This is a genomic window from Denitrificimonas caeni (assembly GCF_905120345.1).
Lineage (GTDB): Bacteria > Pseudomonadota > Gammaproteobacteria > Pseudomonadales > Pseudomonadaceae > Denitrificimonas > Denitrificimonas caeni_A.
In genome coordinates this window covers 454,716-474,102 of sequence record NZ_CAJHOA010000002.1, presented here as the reverse complement: position 1 = coordinate 474,102, position 19,387 = coordinate 454,716, and the positions used below count along the sequence as shown (strand labels likewise).

The window sequence follows — 19,387 nt, the reverse complement described above, 5'->3', positions numbered from 1 at the left end:
CGACTCCAATCGAGATGATGTTTGACTACTGACTAAAGACCATTATAAAGACTATAGCGTCAAGCGCTTTAGTCGGTAGAGCGCTAGGATTGAGCCATGACTCACTAGACTGAAACTCGTTAGTGAATGCTATAAACAGAGGTTGCAGCGCAAAGCTTTAGTGATGTAGACATTTAAAATAGCCGTGCTAACAGCGCAGGCACGGCTGTTTCGACGCGTAAAATACGCTCACCGAGTTGTACAGGTTGCAGTCCGGCTTTGCTCAGCAACTCAACTTCATAAGGAATCCAACCACCTTCTGGGCCAATGGCTAAGGTGACAGCTTCACTCAGTGCTCTTGGGCACTCAGGGTAGTTACCAGGGTGCGCGATTAAACCGTGCGTGTTAGCAGCAATAGCGGGCAGTTGATCCTCGACAAACGGCTTAAAACGCTTGGCTAATATGACTTCTGGCAACACTGTATCGCGTGCTTGTTCCAAACCTAAAATCAGTTGTTCAGTGATCGCATCGAGGTGTAAAAAAGGTGTTTGCCAAAAACTTTTTTCCACTCGGTAACTATTAATTAACACCAGCTTATCTACGCCCATGCTGGCAATGGTTTGCAGGGTGCGTCGCAGCATTTTTGGACGAGGCAACGCTAGCAGTAGGGTCAGGGGAAGTTTTGCGGGGGGATTGTCTTGCAGGCTAATCTGTAACTCTGCCGCTTCCTGAGTAATCGACAATATCGTGGCTTGACCTTGCAAGCCACCTAGGCGACCCGCGCGCAGAGTTTGTCCGATGCTGGCTTTATTGACACTGTTGAGGTGCTGTAAACGGCGGTCAGTAATACGTACCCGATCCGCCGCGATAAAATCAGCGTCATTGAGCAGCAGTAAATTCATGATTGAACTGAAGGCGTTTGGTCATCGTTATTGGTATCTGACTCAGACTCTTCAGCCGCCTTCGCCTCACGCTCTTTTTGAATAATGCCACCAAACAGCACACCCACTTCAAATAGGAACCACATGGGGATGGCCAGTAGGGTTTGCGAGAAAATATCAGGTGGAGTCAGTACCATTCCAACAAAAAAACAACCCACGACTACATAAGGACGACTTTTGCGCAAGGTTGCGACGTCAACGATACCCATCCACACCAGTAAGAAAGTGGCAATGGGGATTTCAAAGGCAACGCCAAAGGCAAAAAATAAAGTTAAAACAAAGTCTAAATACTGGCCAATATCCGTCATCATCTCGACCCCTTGTGGGGTCACGCTGGCAAAGAAGCCAAACATAATGGGGAACACGACAAAGTAGGCAAAAGCCATGCCGGCATAAAATAAAATAACACTGGAAATCAGCAGTGGTATTGCAATGCGTTTCTCATGTTTGTATAAACCTGGTGCAATAAAACCCCAGATTTGCTGTAAAATCACTGGCATGCTGAGAAACAGCGAAACCACCATAGTGAGTTTAAAAGGTGTCAGGAACGGCGACGCAACGCCCGTTGCAATCATCGTTGCGCCTTCCGGTAGATACGCCCGTAAAGGTGCCGAGACTAAGGCATAAATGTCTTGAGCGAAATAAAACAGGCTCGCAAAAATCACCAAGATAGACACTACGCAACGTAATAAACGTGTGCGCAGCTCGGTCAGATGAGCAACCAATGGCATGGTCGTGTCTGGCTGTTGGGGTGTACTCATAAGGGCTGCTCTTTATCTGCGCTATTACTGTCTTTTAGTAAGGTCTCTAGTGGTTTATCGCTCAGCATTTTATTAGCTTTACTGGCAGTATCCTTGAGCATTTTACGCTCTTTTTCTAAAATCCCTTCGTTATGCAGCTCACGGCGAATCTCATCCGCGCCCAGTTCACGCTCGACATCTTCTTTTATATTGTTAAAACTGCGTTTGATACGGCCCAGCCATAGCCCTGCAACCCGTGCTGCACCAGGTAAACGATCAGGGCCAAGCACCAAGAGAGCAACGACGCCAATCAGGATCAGTTCAGAAAAGCCAATATCAAACATGGATTAACTCATTTTTTAGAAGAAGGTTCTTCGATATGTTGTGCCGTGGCGTCAAAAGTCTGTCCAGTCGCTTCGGACTTCTGTACCGTCTCAGTTGGTTTTTCCTCACCGGTGTCGACTGCTTTGCGGAAGCCTTTAATCGCGTCACCGAGGTCAGAACCAACGCCTTTAAGACGCTTGGTACCAAACAAAACAATAACGATTGCGAGAATAATCAGTAGTTGCCAAACGCTAATACCGCCCATGATATGTACTCCAAAATGCAAATAATTAAGTGGTTGTGCGAGCCGCTTTTTCTGCGTGACCTGATAAGCCAAAACGCCGCTCAAGCTCATCAAGTACAGCTTGTGGCTCTAAGTTTAAAGCAGATAGCATGACTAAACTATGAAACCAGAGATCTGCTGTTTCATAAATAACGTCGCTGTTATCACCCGAGCTGGCTGCATCTTTTGCCGCAAGGATGGTTTCTACCGCTTCTTCGCCGACCTTCTCCAAGATTTTATTTAAGCCTTTATGGTGCAGGCTTGCAACGTAGGACGTGTTTGGCTCAGCGCCTTTGCGAGAGTCAATGACCTGTGCTACACGGCGCAGAATATCGTCAGTCATGCTTATAAGCCTTGATAGATATCATGTGGATTTTTTATAACAGGTTCTACTACCTGCCATTGACCATCATTTAATACACGATAAAAGCAGCTGTGGCGACCGGTATGGCAAGCAATATCACCAATTTGCTCCACTCGCAGAATAATAACATCAGCATCACAGTCTAGGCGTACTTCATGTAGTTGCTGAATATGTCCGGATTCTTCACCTTTACGCCAGAGTTTTTGCCGTGAGCGTGACCAATAAATTGCGCGTTGTTCTTTAACAGTCAGTTCCAGCGATTCGCGGTTCAGCCACGCTACCATTAAAACGCGATTGGTTTTGTAGTCTTGGGCGATGGCGGGAATCAGGCCGTCGCTGTCCCATTTTATTTCGTCTAACCAGTTGCTCATAGTATTCTCAATAACTGTCGTGTTGTTAAGTGTCTAGAAAAACCGCATGTTGCTAACGACGTAAGACTAAACTGAGGCCAGTCCCTAGCATTAACCAAGCAGGCCAAGCGTGCAACTCTAGGGCTAAGCCCAGTTGTGCGCTGGCCACTAATAATCCTGCACCTAAAAGTCGATTCAACCATAGCTGAGGTGCGGCAGGTTGCACAGAATTTGTGCTGAATTTTTCAAAGCTATCGCGTGCCATATGGGCTAAGTGTGGCAGTTTCTCAATTTGTTGCTGCAGATTGCTCAGCACATGCTTGGGCATATAGCGTTCGCGCATCCAGCGTTCTAAATAAGGCTGCGCGGTACTCCACAGATCAAGATCAGGGTACAACTGACGACCTAAGCCTTCGATGTTTAACAAGGTTTTTTGCAACAAAACCAGTTGCGGCTGCACTTCCATATTAAAGCGTCGCGCGGTTTGGAACAGATGTAATAAGAGATGACCAAAAGAAATTTCTTTTAACGGTCGTTCAAAAATAGGCTCACAGACGGTACGAATCGCCGCTTCAAACTCATTGATGCGGGTATCACTGGGCACCCAGCCGGAATCAATATGCAGTTGCGCGACTTTACGGTAGTCACGCTTGAAAAATGCCAATAAGTTACGCGCTAGATAATCTTGATCTTCTGGTGTCAGCGAACCAATGATGCCACAGTCAATAGCAATATACTGCGGATCCCATGGGGTGTGGGTGCTGACAAAAATATTACCAGGGTGCATATCAGCATGAAAGAAACTGTCGCGAAAAACCTGAGTGAAAAAAATTTCTACACCGCGCTCAGCCAATTTCTTAAGATCGGTACCCTGATCAACTAATGCGGCCATATCGGTGACTGGAATACCGTAAATACGCTCCATCACCAAGACTTTTGGACGGCTCCATTGCCAATAAATCTGCGGCACATAGAGCAATGAAGAACCGCTAAAGTTACGACGTAACTGGCTGGTATTCGCTGCTTCTCGTAGCAAGTCCAGCTCATCATAGATAGTTTTTTCGTAATCACTGACCACTTCTTTAGGACGCAAACGGCGTGCGTCTGGTGAGGCGCGTTCAGCTAAACTGGCCAATGTGAAGAGCCAAGCAATGTCTTGAGCAATGATTGGTTTTAAGCCTGGTCGAATCACTTTAACCACTACGTCTTCGCCAGTTTTGAGTTGTGCAGCGTGCACTTGAGCAATCGAAGCAGATGCCAATGGAATGCTGGAAAAAGTACTAAAAACTTCACTAATTGGCGCGCCGAGCTGCTCTTCAATCAGTTTCATGGACTGCTCTGATGAGAAGGGCGGAACTTGATCTTGTAGCTTTGCCATTTCATCAGCAATATCCGGCGGCAATAAATCACGCCGGGTCGAGAGGATTTGGCCAAATTTAATAAACACTGGCCCTAGATCCTCCAGTGCTAAACGTAATGCTTCACCGCGCTTCATAGGGTTGCTGCTGCGGGGTAACCAGCGCCAAGGCATTAGAACCTGCAAGATACGCAAATGCCAAGGTAAGGGCAGAGCAAAGAGCAGGTCATCCAGACGATAACGGATGGTGACACGTAAAATGCGCCAGAGTCGGCGGATGGCAAGCAGCTTCATAGAGGCTTTTGGTTCCGTTTAAGTAAGAGCGCAATGCGAGCATCAAGACGGTCTAAATCAAGTGTCAGCTGGTCTATTTCACTAAAGCGCATATCTGCTTCAATATGCCCCACCAGGGCGCGCGACTCTTCAGCCAAATAGTCGGCGGCATTTAAATGCAGGCTTTGTGCTGACTGTAACAACCAACGGCTGCGGCTACGTAAGTGGCCGCTGAGCAGGGCTGTTGGGACAGGGCCGAGCCAGCGTGATACTTCATACTCCCAGTCCAGCTCAAGGCTTTGTAGGATATCTGCGAGTTCCATCAGGAGTGCACTGTTGCCGTCGAGGCTAACATCAGGATGGTGTAGCACTGTGCTTTTATCGGTACTGGTGACGAGCTTTAGCAGCAGTTTAGCTGGTGCGCTTAAAGTACAGTCAGCTGGCGCCTGCCATTCTTTGGCCAGCTGTATGCCCGTCTCTAACGGGATCAGATAGACCGTGACGGCTGGCATGCTGCAGACTATCGCAATGACTTTTCCTGCTAAAGGCGCGAGGCGTGCTTGTGCTCTGCTGTCTAAACTGAGCACATGATTAACTGCCCGTTCGGCACTGGCTAAAGCAAACTGGGTCAGCATTAGGGTTTGATTCCGCGGTGCAGTGCGACAATACCGCCGGTCATATTGTGAAAGGTCACTCGTTCAAAGCCCGCATCGTTCATCATCGCTTTTAACGTTTCTTGATCCGGGTGCATACGAATGGATTCAGCAAGATAGCGGTAGCTGTCGGCATCATCGGTAATCAACTTGCCAGCCAGCGGCATAAATTTAAATGAGTACGCATCGTAAAACTTAGACAGCAGTGGGTTGCTCGGTTTAGAAAACTCCAGCACCAGTAAACGCCCGCCCGGCTTTAGTACGCGGAGCATCGAGCGTAAGGCTTCTTCTTTATGAGTGACATTACGTAAACCAAAGGCAATGGTCACGACATCAAAGTGATTATCTGGGAAAGGCAGTTTTTCGGCATCGGCTTGAACAAAGCGGATATTGTTTGCCACACCTTTATCGAGCAGACGATCACGGCCTACTTTGAGCATTGAGGCATTAATGTCAGCCAATACTACTTGGCCTTCAGGGCCGACAAGACTGGAAAACTTACGTGCGAGATCGCCTGTGCCGCCGGCAATATCGAGCACTTTATTGCCGCGACGCACACCCGAAAGTTCGATGGTGAAACGTTTCCATAAACGGTGCATGCCACCAGAAAGCACGTCATTCATAATGTCATAACGGGCAGCCACAGAATGAAACACTTCAGCAACTTTTTCTGCTTTCTGACTTTCAGGAACATTTTCAAAGCCGAAGTGGGTGGTGGGCTCATTACTATTGGGCTGATGTGGATTGCTCATAAAACTTCACCTTAGACAGATTATCGAACATTCTAATACCCACAGCGCAGTTTGTCTTGACGCTGGACAGATTAGCGTCAATATCGCCTGTACAATATGTACAGATACTCGCTGTTGGGCAACGCGTTAGGAGATAGATATGAGTAAAATTGTAGTTGAGCGACAACACCACTTGGGTCGTGCTGGTGCGCGCGAGCAGGCGCAACAGCTGGCTGAGCGTCTGGCTAAGCAATATGACGTCAGTTACCGTTGGGTGGGTGATACCCTGGAGTTTCGTCGTACGGGTGCACAGGGTACGATTGCTGTGGATGATGCTAAGGTCTGTGTCAGTCTTAAGCTGGGTTTATTGCTGTCAGCACTCAGTGGCACCATTAAGCGTGAAATTGAAGAGGCTTTAGACAAGCAATTGGCATAAAACGCTGGGTGCAATGTTTTTGATAAACACAGCGAGCTGTGAGCTGTGAGCCGTGCGTACGTGACCGAGGTCGCGTATAAGGCTATGAGTGGTTACTTCGCGGTGCTGCGGCGTACTCGCTGATTAAAGCATCATCCGAACAACCGACTCACTCGGATCACGTGAGCGTCCTGCGGTGCTGAGCGTATCTAAGTACTCTTGCCATAACGTTGCTTGTTGCGTGGCTAATTGATGCAGGTAGGTCCAAGTATACAAACCGCTGTCATGACCATCATCGAAGGTCAGTTTTAGCGCGTAATTACCTGTGGCCTCTACATCAGTCAGCGCAACATTCAGCTTGCCGTACTGCAGTATTGGCTGGCCATGTCCTTGTACTTCAGCAGAAGGGGAATGCACGCGTAAAAACTCAGCTGGCAAAATAAACTGCTGACCGTCGGCATAGCCCAGCTCCAGTGTTTTTGAGCTTTTATTGAGTTTAATACGTGTTGGAATCAGCATGGTGGTCTCACTTTGGGCTGTTATATCAGCGCTGGATGTAGCGCTGATATAACAGTACCGACTTATAAGATATAACGCGACAGATCTTCGTCTTTGGCCAGTTCGCCCAGATGCTCATCAACATAGGCTGCATCGATTTCTAAAGCGTTAGTGCTGTATTTCTCTGCCAATGCTGCCGCATCAAAGGATACTTCTTCCAGCAAGCGCTCGAGTAACGTGTGCAGGCGACGGGCACCGATATTCTCGGTTTTCTCATTGACCTGCCAAGCTATCTCGGCAATACGTTCAATGCCGCTCGCGGTAAAGGTGATATTAAGACCTTCAGTCGCCAGTAGCGCAACGTACTGCTCAGTCAGTGAGGCATCCGGTTCACTGAGAATGCGCTTAAAATCATCCGGTGTCAGGGCTTTCAGCTCGACTCGAATCGGTAAGCGACCTTGCAATTCAGGCACTAAGTCGCTGGGCTTACTGAGGTGGAAGGCGCCCGAGGCAATAAACAGAATATGGTCGGTTTTGACCATGCCCAGTTTAGTATTGACGGTACAGCCTTCAATCAGCGGTAGTAAATCACGCTGTACACCTTCGCGTGAAACGTCGGCACCGCCAGTGTTGCCGCGTTTAGCAATTTTATCGATTTCATCAAGGAAGACGATACCGTGCTGTTCAACGGCTTCGAGCGCGCGCACTTTAAGGTCTTCTTCGTTGACTAAACGCGCTGCTTCTTCATCGCGAATCAGTTTTAGCGCATCGGCGACGCGTAGCTTACGACTTTTGGTTTTGCCTTTGTTCATGCCAGAAAACAAATTCTGCAGCTGACTGGTCATTTCTTCCATGCCCGGCGGGGTCATGATTTCTACGCCCATCGGTGCTTCGGCTACTTCGATTTCGATTTCTTTATCGTCGAGCTGACCTTCGCGTAAACGTTTACGAAATAATTGACGTGTGCTTGAGTCGGTGCGCTCTGGTTGCTCATCAAAGCCTGAGCGTGCAGGCGGTAAAAGAGCATCTAAAATACGCTCTTCAGCCGCATCTTCAGCACGGCTGCGCATCCCTTTCATCTCTTGCTCGCGCAGCATTTTTATCGCAGCGTCAGCTAAATCACGAATAATGGATTCAACATCACGACCGACATAACCCACTTCGGTGAACTTGGTCGCTTCAACTTTAATAAAAGGAGCGTTAACCAGTTTTGCTAAACGTCGGGCAATTTCAGTTTTACCGACACCGGTTGGACCAATCATTAAAATATTTTTTGGGGTGACTTCATTGCGCAGGTCGGCGGACAGCTGCATGCGTCTCCAGCGGTTGCGCAAAGCAATCGCAACAGCACGTTTGGCATCATCTTGGCCAACGATATGGCGATTGAGCTCATGCACAATTTCACGGGGTGTCATGGACATAGTGGTCTCCGAGGTGCGCTTAAATAGCGCTATCCTGCTCTTCGATGGTCAGATTATGGTTGGTAAATACACAAATTGTACCGGCGATATGTAAGGCTTTTTCAGCAATTTCACGTGCTGAGAGTTCAGTGTTTTCTAATAAAGCCATGGCTGCCGCTTGGGCAAAACCGCCGCCTGAACCCATTGCAATCAAGCCGTGCTCCGGTTCTACCACATCCCCATTACCGGTAATAATTAAAGAAGCGTCTTTGTTGGCTACTGCCAGCATGGCTTCGAGACGGCTTAGTGATCGGTCGGTCCGCCAGTCTTTGGCTAACTCAACTGCCGCACGCACCAGATGACCTTGGTGTTTTTCGAGCTGGCCTTCAAAACGCTCAAATAAAGTAAAAGCGTCTGCTGTAGCACCGGCAAAACCTGCCAGTACTTCGCCGTTGTATAAACGACGAACTTTTTTTGCATTGCCTTTCATAACGGTATTGCCAAGGGATACTTGACCGTCACCACCCATAACGACTTTGCCGTTGCGACGAACTGAAACAATTGTGGTCAAGGGACATTCTCCTCGCTGATGGGTATACACCCGGATTATTAACAGATGGGGATGCTAGGAGCAGGCTTCAAGGGTTGAGCTTGAAAAACATAGGGATGCTGCACACTTTACGTACAATTAAGACCCGTAGTGGCAGGCATAGTTTCAAGACACACTACGCGCAAGGTTACAGTCTTAGCGTTTGCAGGCAGCGTGTTTACGCGATACCTGCAAACGCGAGTATCAGCCGCCTTTACGTTGTTGCAGGAGTAGGTTATTAAAACCGTTATTTGCCAGTTGTTTTTGTGCGACTGCCAGTTGTTCACGGCTGACAAAAGGACCGACTAACACGCGATACCAAGTTTTATCCGCGACTTGCCCTGACTCAATACGTACATCTTGGCCGCTCAGCAACAGTTGTGCTCGAACACTTTCAGCCTTGGAGCGTTCAGGAAAAGAGCCCGCTTGCAGGTAGAATTGAGTTTTAACTTCTTTTTTCACCACCGGTGCAGGTGGGGTTTTGCCATCCAGTATTGCTTGAGCGCGCACTGCATCGGCTTTTTTCACCGCTTCCAATTCAACTGGGGTAGGCGGTGGCGGTGTTTTTTCAGGTAAAGCCTCTGCTGGTACAATCACTTCTGATTCAGACAGCAAGGTATAGAACTCAAATTTAGGTTTGTTAGCCGATGCTTCTTTTTTTTCTGAAGCAATAGGTTTTTTACTCTCGGCGACTGATTTTTTGCGCTTAATCGCATCATCACCGGGATCCAGCTTAAACAATGACATCATGAAGATACCAATGATCAGGCCGCTGATCACCCAAACTAGAGGGTGCACGGGTTTATTCGCTGGCGCTTGGTAGCGGCTCGCACCTCTTTTCGGCGCAGTCTTTTTACGTGCAGCCATTTACATACGCTCCAAGGTCTTTAAACCGAGTAGCTCAAGGCCCTGTTTAAGCGTACGACCGGTAAAAGCAGCAAGGCGTAAACGGCTGTGACGAGTCGCTTCGTTCTCAGCAGACAAAATAGGGCAATGCTCATAAAAGCTTGAAAATTGACCAGCCAACTCATACAAATATGTGCAAAGAATATGCGGTGTACCTTTGTCGGCAATGTTGTACAGCACTTCGCTAAAACGTTGCAGGGTTGCCGCCAAGACTTGTTCTGCTTCACTGTCTAACACTATGCTGCCGAGAAGTTCGCCATTCATATCCAAGTCTGTGCGTCTAAACACACTGGCAACACGGGTGTAGGCATACAACAAGTACGGTGCGGTATTACCTTCAAAACTGAGCATTTGTTCAAAGTTAAAGCAGTAATCACTGCTGCGGTGCTTGCTTAAATCCGCATACTTAACCGCGCCAATGCCAACAGCTTGAGCAATGCTCTGCAGTTCGCTTTCGGCCAGTTCTGGGTTTTTCTCTTTAACCAAAGCGTAAGCGCGTTGCTCGGCTTCATTGAGTAGGTCTACTAGCTTGACAGTACCGCCGTCGCGAGTTTTAAACGGGCGACCGTCGGGGCCGTTCATGGTGCCAAAACCCATGTGTTCCAGTTGCATGCTCGGGCTGACGAATTCAGCACGGCGTGCCACGGCAAAGACCATTTGGAAGTGCAGGGCTTGGCGTTGATCAACAAAATATAGCGCTCGGTCAGCATGCAGTGTTTGACTGCGGTAACGCATCGCAGCCAAATCAGTGGTGGCATACAAATAACCACCGCCGGCTTTTTGCACAATGACTGGCAAAGGCTGGCCTTCAGCATTTTTAAATTCATCTAAAAACACACACTGCGCACCATCACTTTCGGTGAGCAAGCCCTTGTTACGTAGGCTGTCGACGATATTCGCCAACTCAGCATTGTATGAGCTTTCACCGCGCACATCGTCCATGCCCAACTTTACACCAAGACGGTCGTAGAGCTCTTGGCAGTGGCTGAGTGACACTTTATTAAATTGCTGCCACAAACGTAAGCACTCTGGATCACCAGCTTGCAGTTTCACCACTAAGCCACGGGCACGCTCAGCAAACTCGGGAGACTCATCAAAGCGCTGCTTGGAGGCACGATAAAACTCTTCTAAATCCGACAGCTGGCTGTTTTGTGCGCTAGGATTTTCTTGCAGATAGGCTAAAAGCATGCCGAACTGAGTACCCCAGTCGCCGACATGGTTTTGGCGAATCACATCGTGACCTAAAAACTCTAACACTCGCGCCACGGCATCACCAATAATGGTTGAGCGCAAATGGCCGACGTGCATTTCTTTGGCCAGATTGGGCGAGGATAAATCCACCACCACTCGCTGTGCCGGTTGCTGCTCCGGTACGCCAATCTGGCTATCGCTTAAGGCTGCATCTAAACGCTGCGCCAGTGCCGCATGGTTTTGGAAAAAATTTAGAAAGCCTGGGCCAGCGATGGCCACTTGACTGACTTGCGGATCGGCCGGCAGGGCTTTAATCAGCAGCTCAGCTAAATCACGCGGCTTCATTTTTGCCGGTTTAGCCAACATCATGGCGATATTGCTGGCGAAGTCGCCGTGGGTTTTATCCCGCGTGTTTTCGACTTGAATGTTTGCAGTCAGTCCTTCGGGAAGGATGCCTTCGCTAGTAAGTTGATTGACTGCGTGTTGAATCAGGGTGCGGATACTGTCTTTCATAATTTCTCTTAACGAAGGCGAGTCGCGAATGAACGCTGAATAAATAATCTATTATCGACGCCAGACGCGCAGGCTTCAAGCGGCAAGCGCGATCTGCTGTGCTTTAAAATAAATCGATCGGGTCGACATCCATTGACCAGCGACTTTGTCTGGCGCTGGTGAGGTTTTCTAAGTTACTGCATAAGGGTGTCAGTAAACGGTGTAATTGTGCGCGGCTGCTGGCTTGCAGCAACAGTTGTGCACGGTAGCGGCCGGCGCGACGTTCCATGGGTGAGGTAATCGGCCCTAATAGCTCAACACCTTCAATACTGTGCAGCTTAATTAATTGTTCAGCAATGCTGTAAGCATCTTCTAAAAATACATCGGCCAGTTCGGCTTTTAAGGCATCGGCACGTAACAGCGCTAAATGACTAAAGGGCGGTAAGCCGGTGGCGCGGCGCTCACTCAGAGCCTGTTCAGCAAAGGCAAAATAGCCTTGCTCGCTGAGTTGCACCAATAGCGGATGATCCGCCAGTTGACTTTGAATAATCACGCGTCCCGGATCACCGGCACGCCCGGCACGCCCGGCCACTTGCATAATCAGTTGCGCCATCCGTTCGCTGGCGCGGAAATCAGCAGAAAACAAACCGCCATCGGCATTTAAGATCGCCACTAATGTCACGCGAGGGAAGTGATGACCTTTAGCCAACATTTGCGTGCCAATCATAATGCACGGTTGGCCGCTGCCAATGGTGGTCAATAAAGCATCCATTGAGCCTTTGCGTGTGGTGCTGTCACGATCAATGCGCAGCACCGGCGTATCGGGAAATAAAATCTGTAAACGCTCTTCGGCGCGTTCGGTGCCGGCGCCAATCGGACGCAAGTCGACTTTACCGCACTCGGGGCAGTTATGTGGACGTGCTTCAGTGTGGCCACAGTGGTGGCAGCGCAATTCGTTGTAGCGCTGATGAAATGTCAGGCGCGCATCACATTCTGAGCATTGACTCATCCAGCCGCAGTCATTGCACATCAACACTGGAGCAAAACCACGACGGTTAAGAAAGACTAAAACTTGCTGGCCCGCTTCTAGCGTTTTACCGATTTCTTTCTGCAATGGCGCGCTAATCCCAGAGTCCAGTGGCAAACTGCGCACATCCATACGAATAAACTGCGGTTGACTGGCACCACCGGCGCGCTTGGTTAAGCGCAGTAAAGCAAAGCGTCCGCTATGGGCATTATGCAGGCTTTCTAAACAGGGCGTCGCCGAACCTAAAACAATCGGCACATTAGCAGCACGAGCACGTACCAGTGCTAGGTCGCGAGCATGGTAGCGCAGACCTTCCTGCTGTTTATACGAGGCATCGTGCTCTTCATCAATAATGATCAGGCCGAGCTTCTTCATCGGGGTAAACAGCGCTGAGCGTGTCCCAATAATAATATCGGCATGTCCCGAGCGTGCGGCCAGCCATGCCTCTAAACGTTCACGATCATTGACGCTGGAGTGCAACAAAGCAATGCGCGCATTAAAACGCTTAGTAAAGCGCTCTAAGGTTTGTGGCCCGAGGTTGATTTCAGGAATCAGCACCAGCACTTGTTTGCCGGCGACTAAGGCTTCACGAATCAGCTGTAAATACACTTCAGTTTTACCGCTGCCAGTGACGCCAGCTAATAAGTAGGCTTTGAAGGTTTGGTTATTGGCGTTGATTGCATTAAATGCCGCGAGCTGTTCATCATTTAATGGCAGTTCGGGCTGGGCAAGGCTTGGCTGTTTATGCGCTAAGTCTTGTAGCTGGCGCACGTGCTGGATGACAAAACCTTTTTTGAGTAACGCCGTGGCACTGTCTTTACTGATATCGAACTGCTCAAGACGTTCATGGGCAATGCCTTGAGCATGCTGGGCTAATACCTTCAGGGCATCACGTTGGCGTGGTGCACGGGTTAATTGCGGATCTTCGAGATTGAGTGGTAATTTTGCCAGCCAGATTTTTTGCTGACGTGCTTGCGCCGCTTCACCTTGACGCAGTAGTGTGGGTAACGCCCAGCTAAAAGTATCGCCTAAGCTGTGCTGATAATACTGCGCGGTCCAAATACATAAACGCATCATGCTTGGCGGTAGTAACGGCTGCTGGTCGAGCAACTCCAGCGCATCTTTTAGCTTATTGCTGGGCACATTGGTGACGCTGCTCGTTTCGACCAGAACACCGACCATTTCACGCCGGCCAAAGGGCACCCGCACGCGCACACCAGGCTGCCATGCCGTCACCGCGATGTGCGCTGGCGCACGGTAATCAAATAGCCGGCGTAGCGGTGAGGGCAAGGCGATACGTAAATAGAGATCAGACACAGCGTTACCCTTAGGCATAATGGCGTTATCTTAGCGCATCATTTGCGAAGTTGCTTAGGGGCCGAGTTGATTGCGCTTTGACAGAGCAAAGGCTGTCTAAGTTTTGTAACCGGCAGACAAGCTTTAGACGGATATGTCCTCATTCGGCCCAGTGTCTTGGCTGGCTTACGATAGTTCACTTAAACTGTTTGAGAAAAATAAAATTTAGTAAATAAATTTTCACATTCATACACAACAATAAAGGTACTTTTATTTATGACATCCAACCTTTTTATCGCACTCGGCATGGTATCTATTGTCAGCACTCAGGCATTGGCTTTTGATGCTAAATTTGCCGATGACACATGGGACGGTATTAAAGTCCCTGCAGGGGAGCAATGCCAGAAATTTGGTGGTCAAAATCCCGCAACACCGCCACTGATTATCAAGGGCATTCCCGCTGGCTCGAATGCAATCGTGCTGGAATACAGCGATGGCGACTATGCGCCGATGGATAAAGGCGGGCATGGGCGGATATCGTTTATGCTTGATTCATCGGCAAACGAGGTGACAATACCCTCTGTTGCTGGGCATACCTTCGATCTTCCTGCCGCGTTTAAAGTGCTTGAAGCGCATCGCAACCCGGACTGGGATACAGCCGGTGCCTATATGCCGCCATGCTCTGGCGGTAAGGGACATGCGTACTATGTGACGCTCAAAGCGACTCAGGATGATAAGGTTATGGCCATGACCACGCTGCAAATGGGTACGTTTTAACTATTGATAGTGGCGCATTTATTTAAGCTAATAAGGCGTTTTCAGTGGATGCATAGATTGCTGCTGAAAACGTCAGTAGGGCGTCAACACTCAGTCAGTCTGGGCACCTTGCCAGCGACTTTGCAGTGCTGGACATGCCAAGGTCAAATCATCCCTCAAGCTGCATCCTTATGCGAACTAACGCTGGTGCCCCGATAGCTGGCCAACAGGAAAAATACGACGATGCCTAATAGGCCAATCATCCCTGCTGAGGTCGAGAGCAGTAGCGTATGCGTTGTTGTGAAGGCCGCCTTACCTGCGGCGATGAGTGCCGCGCCCTGATCGGCGGACAGCTCAGCTGCGACTAGATAGGTATCTCCAATAGAGCGCGCCGCGCGTCGGGCCAGATCGGGTGCTAAATCTGCAGGCACGCGCAGTGCTCGAGCAAAAGCACTCGACATAAAAACACCAAATAAGGTGATACCAAGCCCCGTACCCAGCTCGTAACTGGTCGCCTCCAATGAACCCGCGGCGCCGCCTTTGCTGGCTTCGACCGAACCCATAATGGCGATAGAGGAAGCGGTCAACCCGATGCTCAGCGTCAGACCCAGAAGCGCCAGCAGCACAGGAACCACTAAGCCTGGAGCATGAAAATCGCTGAAGGCCAATCCAGCAAGGGCTCCGGCCGCGATAAATAGCGACAGGCAGGCCAGCGGGCGTAGGCCGAAAAGATTCGATAAACGACCGGCGATTGGGCCGCCAACCGCGGCTGCTGCCATAATGGGGATCATAAAAATCCCTGCCTGCAGCGGTGTTTTATCCAGCACGTATTGCAGCTCTTGCGCCAGCGTCAGCTCAACGCCAGCCAGTGCGCCGACTGAGACCATCGCCATAATCATCCCCGCAATGATGGCTGGATGCGAGAATAAGGTCAGATCCAGCATGGGCGTGGCCGAGCGTAATTGCTGGCGTGCAAATAGAATCAGCAGCGCAATGCCTAGGGTGACAATAAGCATTACGACCGACAGACTTTGCGTTGCGCCGAAGCCCGCCTTGATGCCGTACACCAGCGCAATCATGCCCACAATCAGTAAAAGAGCCTGTCCGATGGGCCAAGCGCTGGGCGTGGTCACCTCGACCCGCGACAGCAGCAGAAAACACACCGGCGCCACCACCAGCATCAGCGGCACATTGATCAGAAAAACTGACCCCCACCAGAAATGTTCCAGCAGCGCGCCGCCAATCAGCGGACCCAACGCCGCGCCCGCCGCGCCGACCATGCCCCATAGGCCGAGCGCCATCGCGCGCTCGGCGGCGTCCTCAAAAGTGCGGCGAATGATGCCCAGCACGCAAGGCATGATCATCGCTCCGCCCAGCGCCAGCAGCACACGGGCGGCGATCAGCATAGCCGTGTTGGGCGCGAAGGCGGCCAGCCCCGATGCAACCCCAAAGACCGCAAGCCCGATCAGCAGCATAGGTCGGTTACCAATCCGGTCGGCTAGCGTCCCCATCGGCACCAGCAGGCCCGCCATGAGTAGCGGATAAATATCGATAATCCACAGCACCTGAGTATTACTCGCCCGTAACGCCTGAGTCAGGGTCGGCACAGCAACGTGGAGGATGGTCATGTCCAAAACAACCGGCAGAAATGCCAGCATCACCGCGATAAGTACGAGCCAGCGCTTAGGATCGGGGGAGGGCGTGGACATAGTTCACCTAAAAATGAGGTTGCGATCGCGCGTGTAAATCTAGAGGTGTAAATCTAGCACGAGCGTGCACTTGCGCCCGAGTCTGTGTGACAGCACGCGGGCGACTATACTTTGCCAAAGTGCGCTGAGTACAGGGCAATAAACCCATTGATGGTTCGTCAGCTTGTCATGGTAATGGCCGCACAATAGTTTTTTAAGTGATCGAGTAACAACGCTTGATGACCCAAGGTTACTAAATTAAGTGATCAGGGTGTGTCATACAGGTTTTGCTGGACTTCTAACGCTCCGCTTTATCGTCTTCTTTCTACGCACCGGTGCCTTGCCCTGACCTTGCAAGCCAGCAAAGCGAATCATCGCAACCTGCTCAACCAAGCTATTCAGTCCATCCAGCATGGGCGTCATAAATTGCTTATAGCTGATGCGCTTTTCTGCAATGGCTTCAAGCTGCGATTCCCAGTGCGCAGTCATATCGGGTAAGACCATCACTTCAGGCAGAGCCAAGATTAAACGTCGGCCGACTTCAGTGGCATGGATTTCTTTGCCGTGTTTGATCAGAAAACCGCGCTTAAACAGCAACTCAATGATCCCTGCACGAGTGGCTTCGGTGCCTAAACCGTCGGTCTCACGCAGCACTTTTTTGATCTCAGGATCAGCGACATAGCGCGCGATGCCGGTCATGGCACCGAGTAAAGTGGCGTCAGTAAAATGCTTGGGAGGGCTGGTTTGTTTTTCATGCAAACGGCCATCGGTACAGAACACGTTTTCGCCTTTGACGACCTTGGGGAGTTGTAGCGCCGAAAACTCTGTGTCTTCAGGGTTGGCTTTGCGCTCGGGCAGCAGGGCTTTCCAGCCGTTGTGCAGCACTTCTTTTTGCCGACTGATAAACAGACCGCCGCCCACCTCAGTATCAATTTGCTTTTCCTGATAGCTAAAGGGCGGGTAAAACTGCATTAAGTATTGCCGAGCGACTAAGGCATAGATTTTTTGTTCATCGGCGGCTAAACGGCTGGCATCAACCGCGCGACTGGTGGGAATAATGGCGTGGTGGGTGCTGACCTTGGCGTCATCCCAGGCTTTAGATCTGAGTGATAAATCAGCGTTTTTAACGGCCTGAGCCAGTGCAGGGCTGCTTTGCGCAATGGCCTGAGTGACTGAATGCTTATCGCTGTAGTGGCCTTTAGGTAAGTAGCGGCAGTCGGAGCGTGGGTAGGTCAGCAGCTTGTGGGTTTCGTAGAGCTTTTGGCAAATGTCCAAGGTCTTTTGTGCGTTGAAATTAAAGCGATTGGAGGCATCGATTTGCAATGACGATAGGTTATAGGGCAGGGGCGCGGCTTGTTTTTTCACGCTTTGGCGGACGGCTACGACCTGACCGGGTTGGTTAATCACTTTTCTCAGGACGGTTTCCGCGAGCTTTTTTAACAGCACGCGGCCGTCTTCATCCATATAGTCTTCACAGGCGGCGCTGGGTTTCCATTTGGCGCTGTAGCTTTGCGCTTTGTCTGTTTGCAGTTCAATAAAAACCTCATAAAAAGGCTGAGTGACAAAGTTCTCAATCTCAAGATCACGGTGCACCAGCAAACCTAAGATCGGCGTTTGCACGCGGCCAACCGAGAGCACGCCTTGATAGCCGCTGGCTTGGCCTTGCAAGGTACAGAGCCGCGTCATATTAATCCCATACAACCAATCGGCACGGGCGCGTGCTAGGGCTGAGGTGGCGAGGGGGATAAAATCGCTATTGCGGCGCATATCATTGAGTGAGCGTTTGATTGCATCGGGGTTCATGTCGCTGATTAAGCAGCGCTGTGCCGCCATGCGCTTGTCTTTAGGCACGTCACAATAGTTAATGATTTCATCAACCAGAATTTGGCCAACACGATCGGGGTCGCCCATATTGACCAAGACATCTGCTTGTTTCACCAGTTTTTTTACCACGTTAAATTGCTTTTTAGTCGCGGCTTTAACCTGATGTTGCCATTCAGTGGGGACTATGGGTAAGTGCGCTTTACACCATTTTTTATACTCGGGGTTATAGGCTTCAGGCTCGGCTTGTTCGAGTAAGTGGCCGATGCACCAAGTCACCACATCGCCGTTGGCGACTTTAATAAAACCATCGCCCTTTTGCTGTGGCTTAGGTAAGACCTCAGCCACCGCTCGACCGACACTGGGCTTCTCCGCTATATATAGGATCACTTAATTTACCCACTTTGACTGGCAATAGCGCACAACACTGCATCAGTATAGAGGGCAGGCAGTTTTTTTCTAACTCTAGCTGATTTTTAATGCTTGTCTTGCGTGGTGCAGGTAGGTGAGAGGCATTAGGTAAATCACGATTGGCGTAAAGCGCTGCCTCGTGGTATGAATAAAGTCACACATTTAATAAGCGAGGAGAGCATCATGAGCAAGAAAGTAGCGATCATCTTATCGGGATGTGGTGTCTTTGATGGCGCAGAAATTAATGAGACGGTACTGACCGCTTTACGATTGGATCAGTTGGGAGCGCAGGTTGAATATTTCGCGCCTGATATCGCCCAAGCAGCGGTGATTAATCATCAAACTGGCGAGAAAATGGATGAGCAGCGCAATGTGCTGGTTGAGTCAGGGCGAATTACTCGTGGTAAATCGCGTGATATACGCGAGCTCAAAGCTGCGGATTTTGATGCGGTGATTTTGCCTGGTGGTTTTGGTGTGGCGAGTAATCTGTCAGATTTTGCCAGTAAAGGCGCTGACTGCAGCGTGCAAGAGGATACCTTAAAAGCTATTCTGCAATTTAAAGAGGCGAAGAAACCTGTCGGCTTAATCTGTATCTCGCCAGCCTTATCCGCGAAAATTTTTGGCCAAGGCGTCAGCTGCACCATTGGTAATGATGCCGATACTGCTGCAGTGATGACGCAAATGGGTGCGGTTCATCAAGACTGTGCGGTGGATGGCATTGTGGTAGATGAGGCCAACCGTTTGGTGACCACTCCAGCTTATATGCTGGCGCAATCGATCGCTGAAGCGGCGAAAGGGATTAATAAACTGGTTGAACAGGTTCTCGCCATGGCCTAATTGCCAGGCACACCATGTGCTTGCCGACTGTCGTGCGCAATCTACTCGCCGCAGGTGAGCACAAT

At 50.0% G+C, this 19,387-nt stretch carries 20 protein-coding genes; 3 read left to right on the top strand and 17 right to left on the bottom strand.

The genetic code is table 11. The features are described 5' to 3' along the window. Nucleotides 1–173: 173 nt before the first annotated feature. The 9 genes from JYJ62_RS05825 to ubiE are packed head-to-tail and all read right to left on the bottom strand — an operon-like array spanning nt 174 to nt 6,016. Nucleotides 174–881, bottom strand: coding sequence for a 16S rRNA (uracil(1498)-N(3))-methyltransferase (locus JYJ62_RS05825; protein ID WP_205341251.1), 708 nt, complete (start codon nt 879–881; stop codon nt 174–176). Beyond that, nucleotides 878–1,681, bottom strand: coding sequence for a twin-arginine translocase subunit TatC (tatC, locus tag JYJ62_RS05820; protein ID WP_205341250.1), 804 nt, complete (start codon nt 1,679–1,681; stop codon nt 878–880). The genes JYJ62_RS05825 and tatC overlap by 4 nt, the downstream gene beginning before the upstream one ends. After that, nucleotides 1,678–2,004 (bottom strand): Sec-independent protein translocase protein TatB, encoded by a 327-nt coding sequence (gene tatB, locus JYJ62_RS05815; RefSeq protein ID WP_205341249.1) that lies wholly within the window; start codon nt 2,002–2,004, stop codon nt 1,678–1,680. Before tatB ends, tatC begins: the two co-directional genes overlap by 4 nt. Before the next feature lie 8 nt (nt 2,005–2,012). After that, nucleotides 2,013–2,249, bottom strand: coding sequence for a twin-arginine translocase TatA/TatE family subunit (tatA, locus tag JYJ62_RS05810; protein WP_205341248.1), 237 nt, complete (start codon nt 2,247–2,249; stop codon nt 2,013–2,015). 25 nt (nt 2,250–2,274) lie between these two features. Beyond that, complete coding sequence (locus tag JYJ62_RS05805; protein WP_205341247.1) at nt 2,275–2,610, bottom strand: phosphoribosyl-ATP diphosphatase; 336 nt, start codon at nt 2,608–2,610, stop codon at nt 2,275–2,277. 2 nt (nt 2,611–2,612) lie between these two features. After that, entirely contained in the window at nt 2,613–3,002 is a 390-nt protein-coding gene (gene hisI / locus JYJ62_RS05800; protein WP_205341246.1) for a phosphoribosyl-AMP cyclohydrolase, read from the bottom strand. A 52-nt stretch (nt 3,003–3,054) separates the two neighbouring features. After that, nucleotides 3,055–4,632, bottom strand: coding sequence for a ubiquinone biosynthesis regulatory protein kinase UbiB (ubiB, locus tag JYJ62_RS05795; RefSeq protein ID WP_205341245.1), 1,578 nt, complete (start codon nt 4,630–4,632; stop codon nt 3,055–3,057). Next, entirely contained in the window at nt 4,629–5,246 is a 618-nt protein-coding gene (locus tag JYJ62_RS05790) for a ubiquinone biosynthesis accessory factor UbiJ (protein ID WP_205341244.1), read from the bottom strand. The genes ubiB and JYJ62_RS05790 overlap by 4 nt, the downstream gene beginning before the upstream one ends. Further along, entirely contained in the window at nt 5,246–6,016 is a 771-nt protein-coding gene (gene ubiE, locus JYJ62_RS05785; RefSeq protein WP_205341243.1) for a bifunctional demethylmenaquinone methyltransferase/2-methoxy-6-polyprenyl-1,4-benzoquinol methylase UbiE, read from the bottom strand. Before ubiE ends, JYJ62_RS05790 begins: the two co-directional genes overlap by 1 nt. A 139-nt stretch (nt 6,017–6,155) precedes the next feature. Between ubiE and JYJ62_RS05780 the strand changes: the two genes are divergently transcribed. After that, entirely contained in the window at nt 6,156–6,431 is a 276-nt protein-coding gene (locus JYJ62_RS05780; RefSeq protein ID WP_205341242.1) for a polyhydroxyalkanoic acid system family protein, read from the top strand. Nucleotides 6,432–6,554: 123 nt separating this feature from the next. On the opposite strand, the gene JYJ62_RS05775 is transcribed toward JYJ62_RS05780, so the two are convergent. The 6 genes from JYJ62_RS05775 to JYJ62_RS05750 form a co-directional block, all read right to left on the bottom strand. Continuing rightward, on the bottom strand, nt 6,555–6,926 hold the full coding sequence (locus JYJ62_RS05775; RefSeq protein WP_205341332.1) for a gamma-butyrobetaine hydroxylase-like domain-containing protein: 372 nt from the start codon (nt 6,924–6,926) through the stop codon (nt 6,555–6,557). Between the two features lie 65 nt (nt 6,927–6,991). Next, on the bottom strand, nt 6,992–8,329 hold the full coding sequence (hslU, locus tag JYJ62_RS05770; protein WP_205341241.1) for an ATP-dependent protease ATPase subunit HslU: 1,338 nt from the start codon (nt 8,327–8,329) through the stop codon (nt 6,992–6,994). 19 nt (nt 8,330–8,348) lie between these two features. Further along, nucleotides 8,349–8,879 (bottom strand): ATP-dependent protease subunit HslV, encoded by a 531-nt coding sequence (gene hslV / locus JYJ62_RS05765; protein ID WP_205341240.1) that lies wholly within the window; start codon nt 8,877–8,879, stop codon nt 8,349–8,351. A 222-nt stretch (nt 8,880–9,101) separates the two neighbouring features. Continuing rightward, nucleotides 9,102–9,764 (bottom strand): SPOR domain-containing protein, encoded by a 663-nt coding sequence (locus JYJ62_RS05760; protein WP_205341239.1) that lies wholly within the window; start codon nt 9,762–9,764, stop codon nt 9,102–9,104. Then, a complete protein-coding gene (argS, locus tag JYJ62_RS05755) occupies nt 9,765–11,507 on the bottom strand; it encodes an arginine--tRNA ligase (protein ID WP_205341238.1) in 1,743 nt (580 codons plus the stop codon). It abuts the gene before it with no gap. 103 nt (nt 11,508–11,610) lie between these two features. After that, a complete protein-coding gene (locus JYJ62_RS05750; RefSeq protein ID WP_205341237.1) occupies nt 11,611–13,830 on the bottom strand; it encodes a primosomal protein N' in 2,220 nt (739 codons plus the stop codon). A gap of 255 nt (nt 13,831–14,085) precedes the next feature. Here JYJ62_RS05750 and JYJ62_RS05745 point away from each other — a divergent pair, with 255 nt between their 5' ends. Then, complete coding sequence (locus tag JYJ62_RS05745; RefSeq protein ID WP_205341236.1) at nt 14,086–14,586, top strand: hypothetical protein; 501 nt, start codon at nt 14,086–14,088, stop codon at nt 14,584–14,586. A gap of 155 nt (nt 14,587–14,741) precedes the next feature. Here JYJ62_RS05745 and JYJ62_RS05740 read toward each other — a convergent pair whose 3' ends face one another. Together JYJ62_RS05740 and JYJ62_RS05735 are read right to left on the bottom strand one after the other, a co-directional pair. Next, entirely contained in the window at nt 14,742–16,274 is a 1,533-nt protein-coding gene (locus tag JYJ62_RS05740; RefSeq protein WP_205341235.1) for an MFS transporter, read from the bottom strand. A 255-nt stretch (nt 16,275–16,529) separates the two neighbouring features. Beyond that, on the bottom strand, nt 16,530–18,464 hold the full coding sequence (locus JYJ62_RS05735) for a DNA topoisomerase III (RefSeq protein WP_205341234.1): 1,935 nt from the start codon (nt 18,462–18,464) through the stop codon (nt 16,530–16,532). A 204-nt stretch (nt 18,465–18,668) separates the two neighbouring features. Between JYJ62_RS05735 and elbB the strand changes: the two genes are divergently transcribed. Then, on the top strand, nt 18,669–19,322 hold the full coding sequence (elbB, locus tag JYJ62_RS05730; protein ID WP_205341233.1) for an isoprenoid biosynthesis glyoxalase ElbB: 654 nt from the start codon (nt 18,669–18,671) through the stop codon (nt 19,320–19,322). Nucleotides 19,323–19,387: the final 65 nt, after the last annotated feature.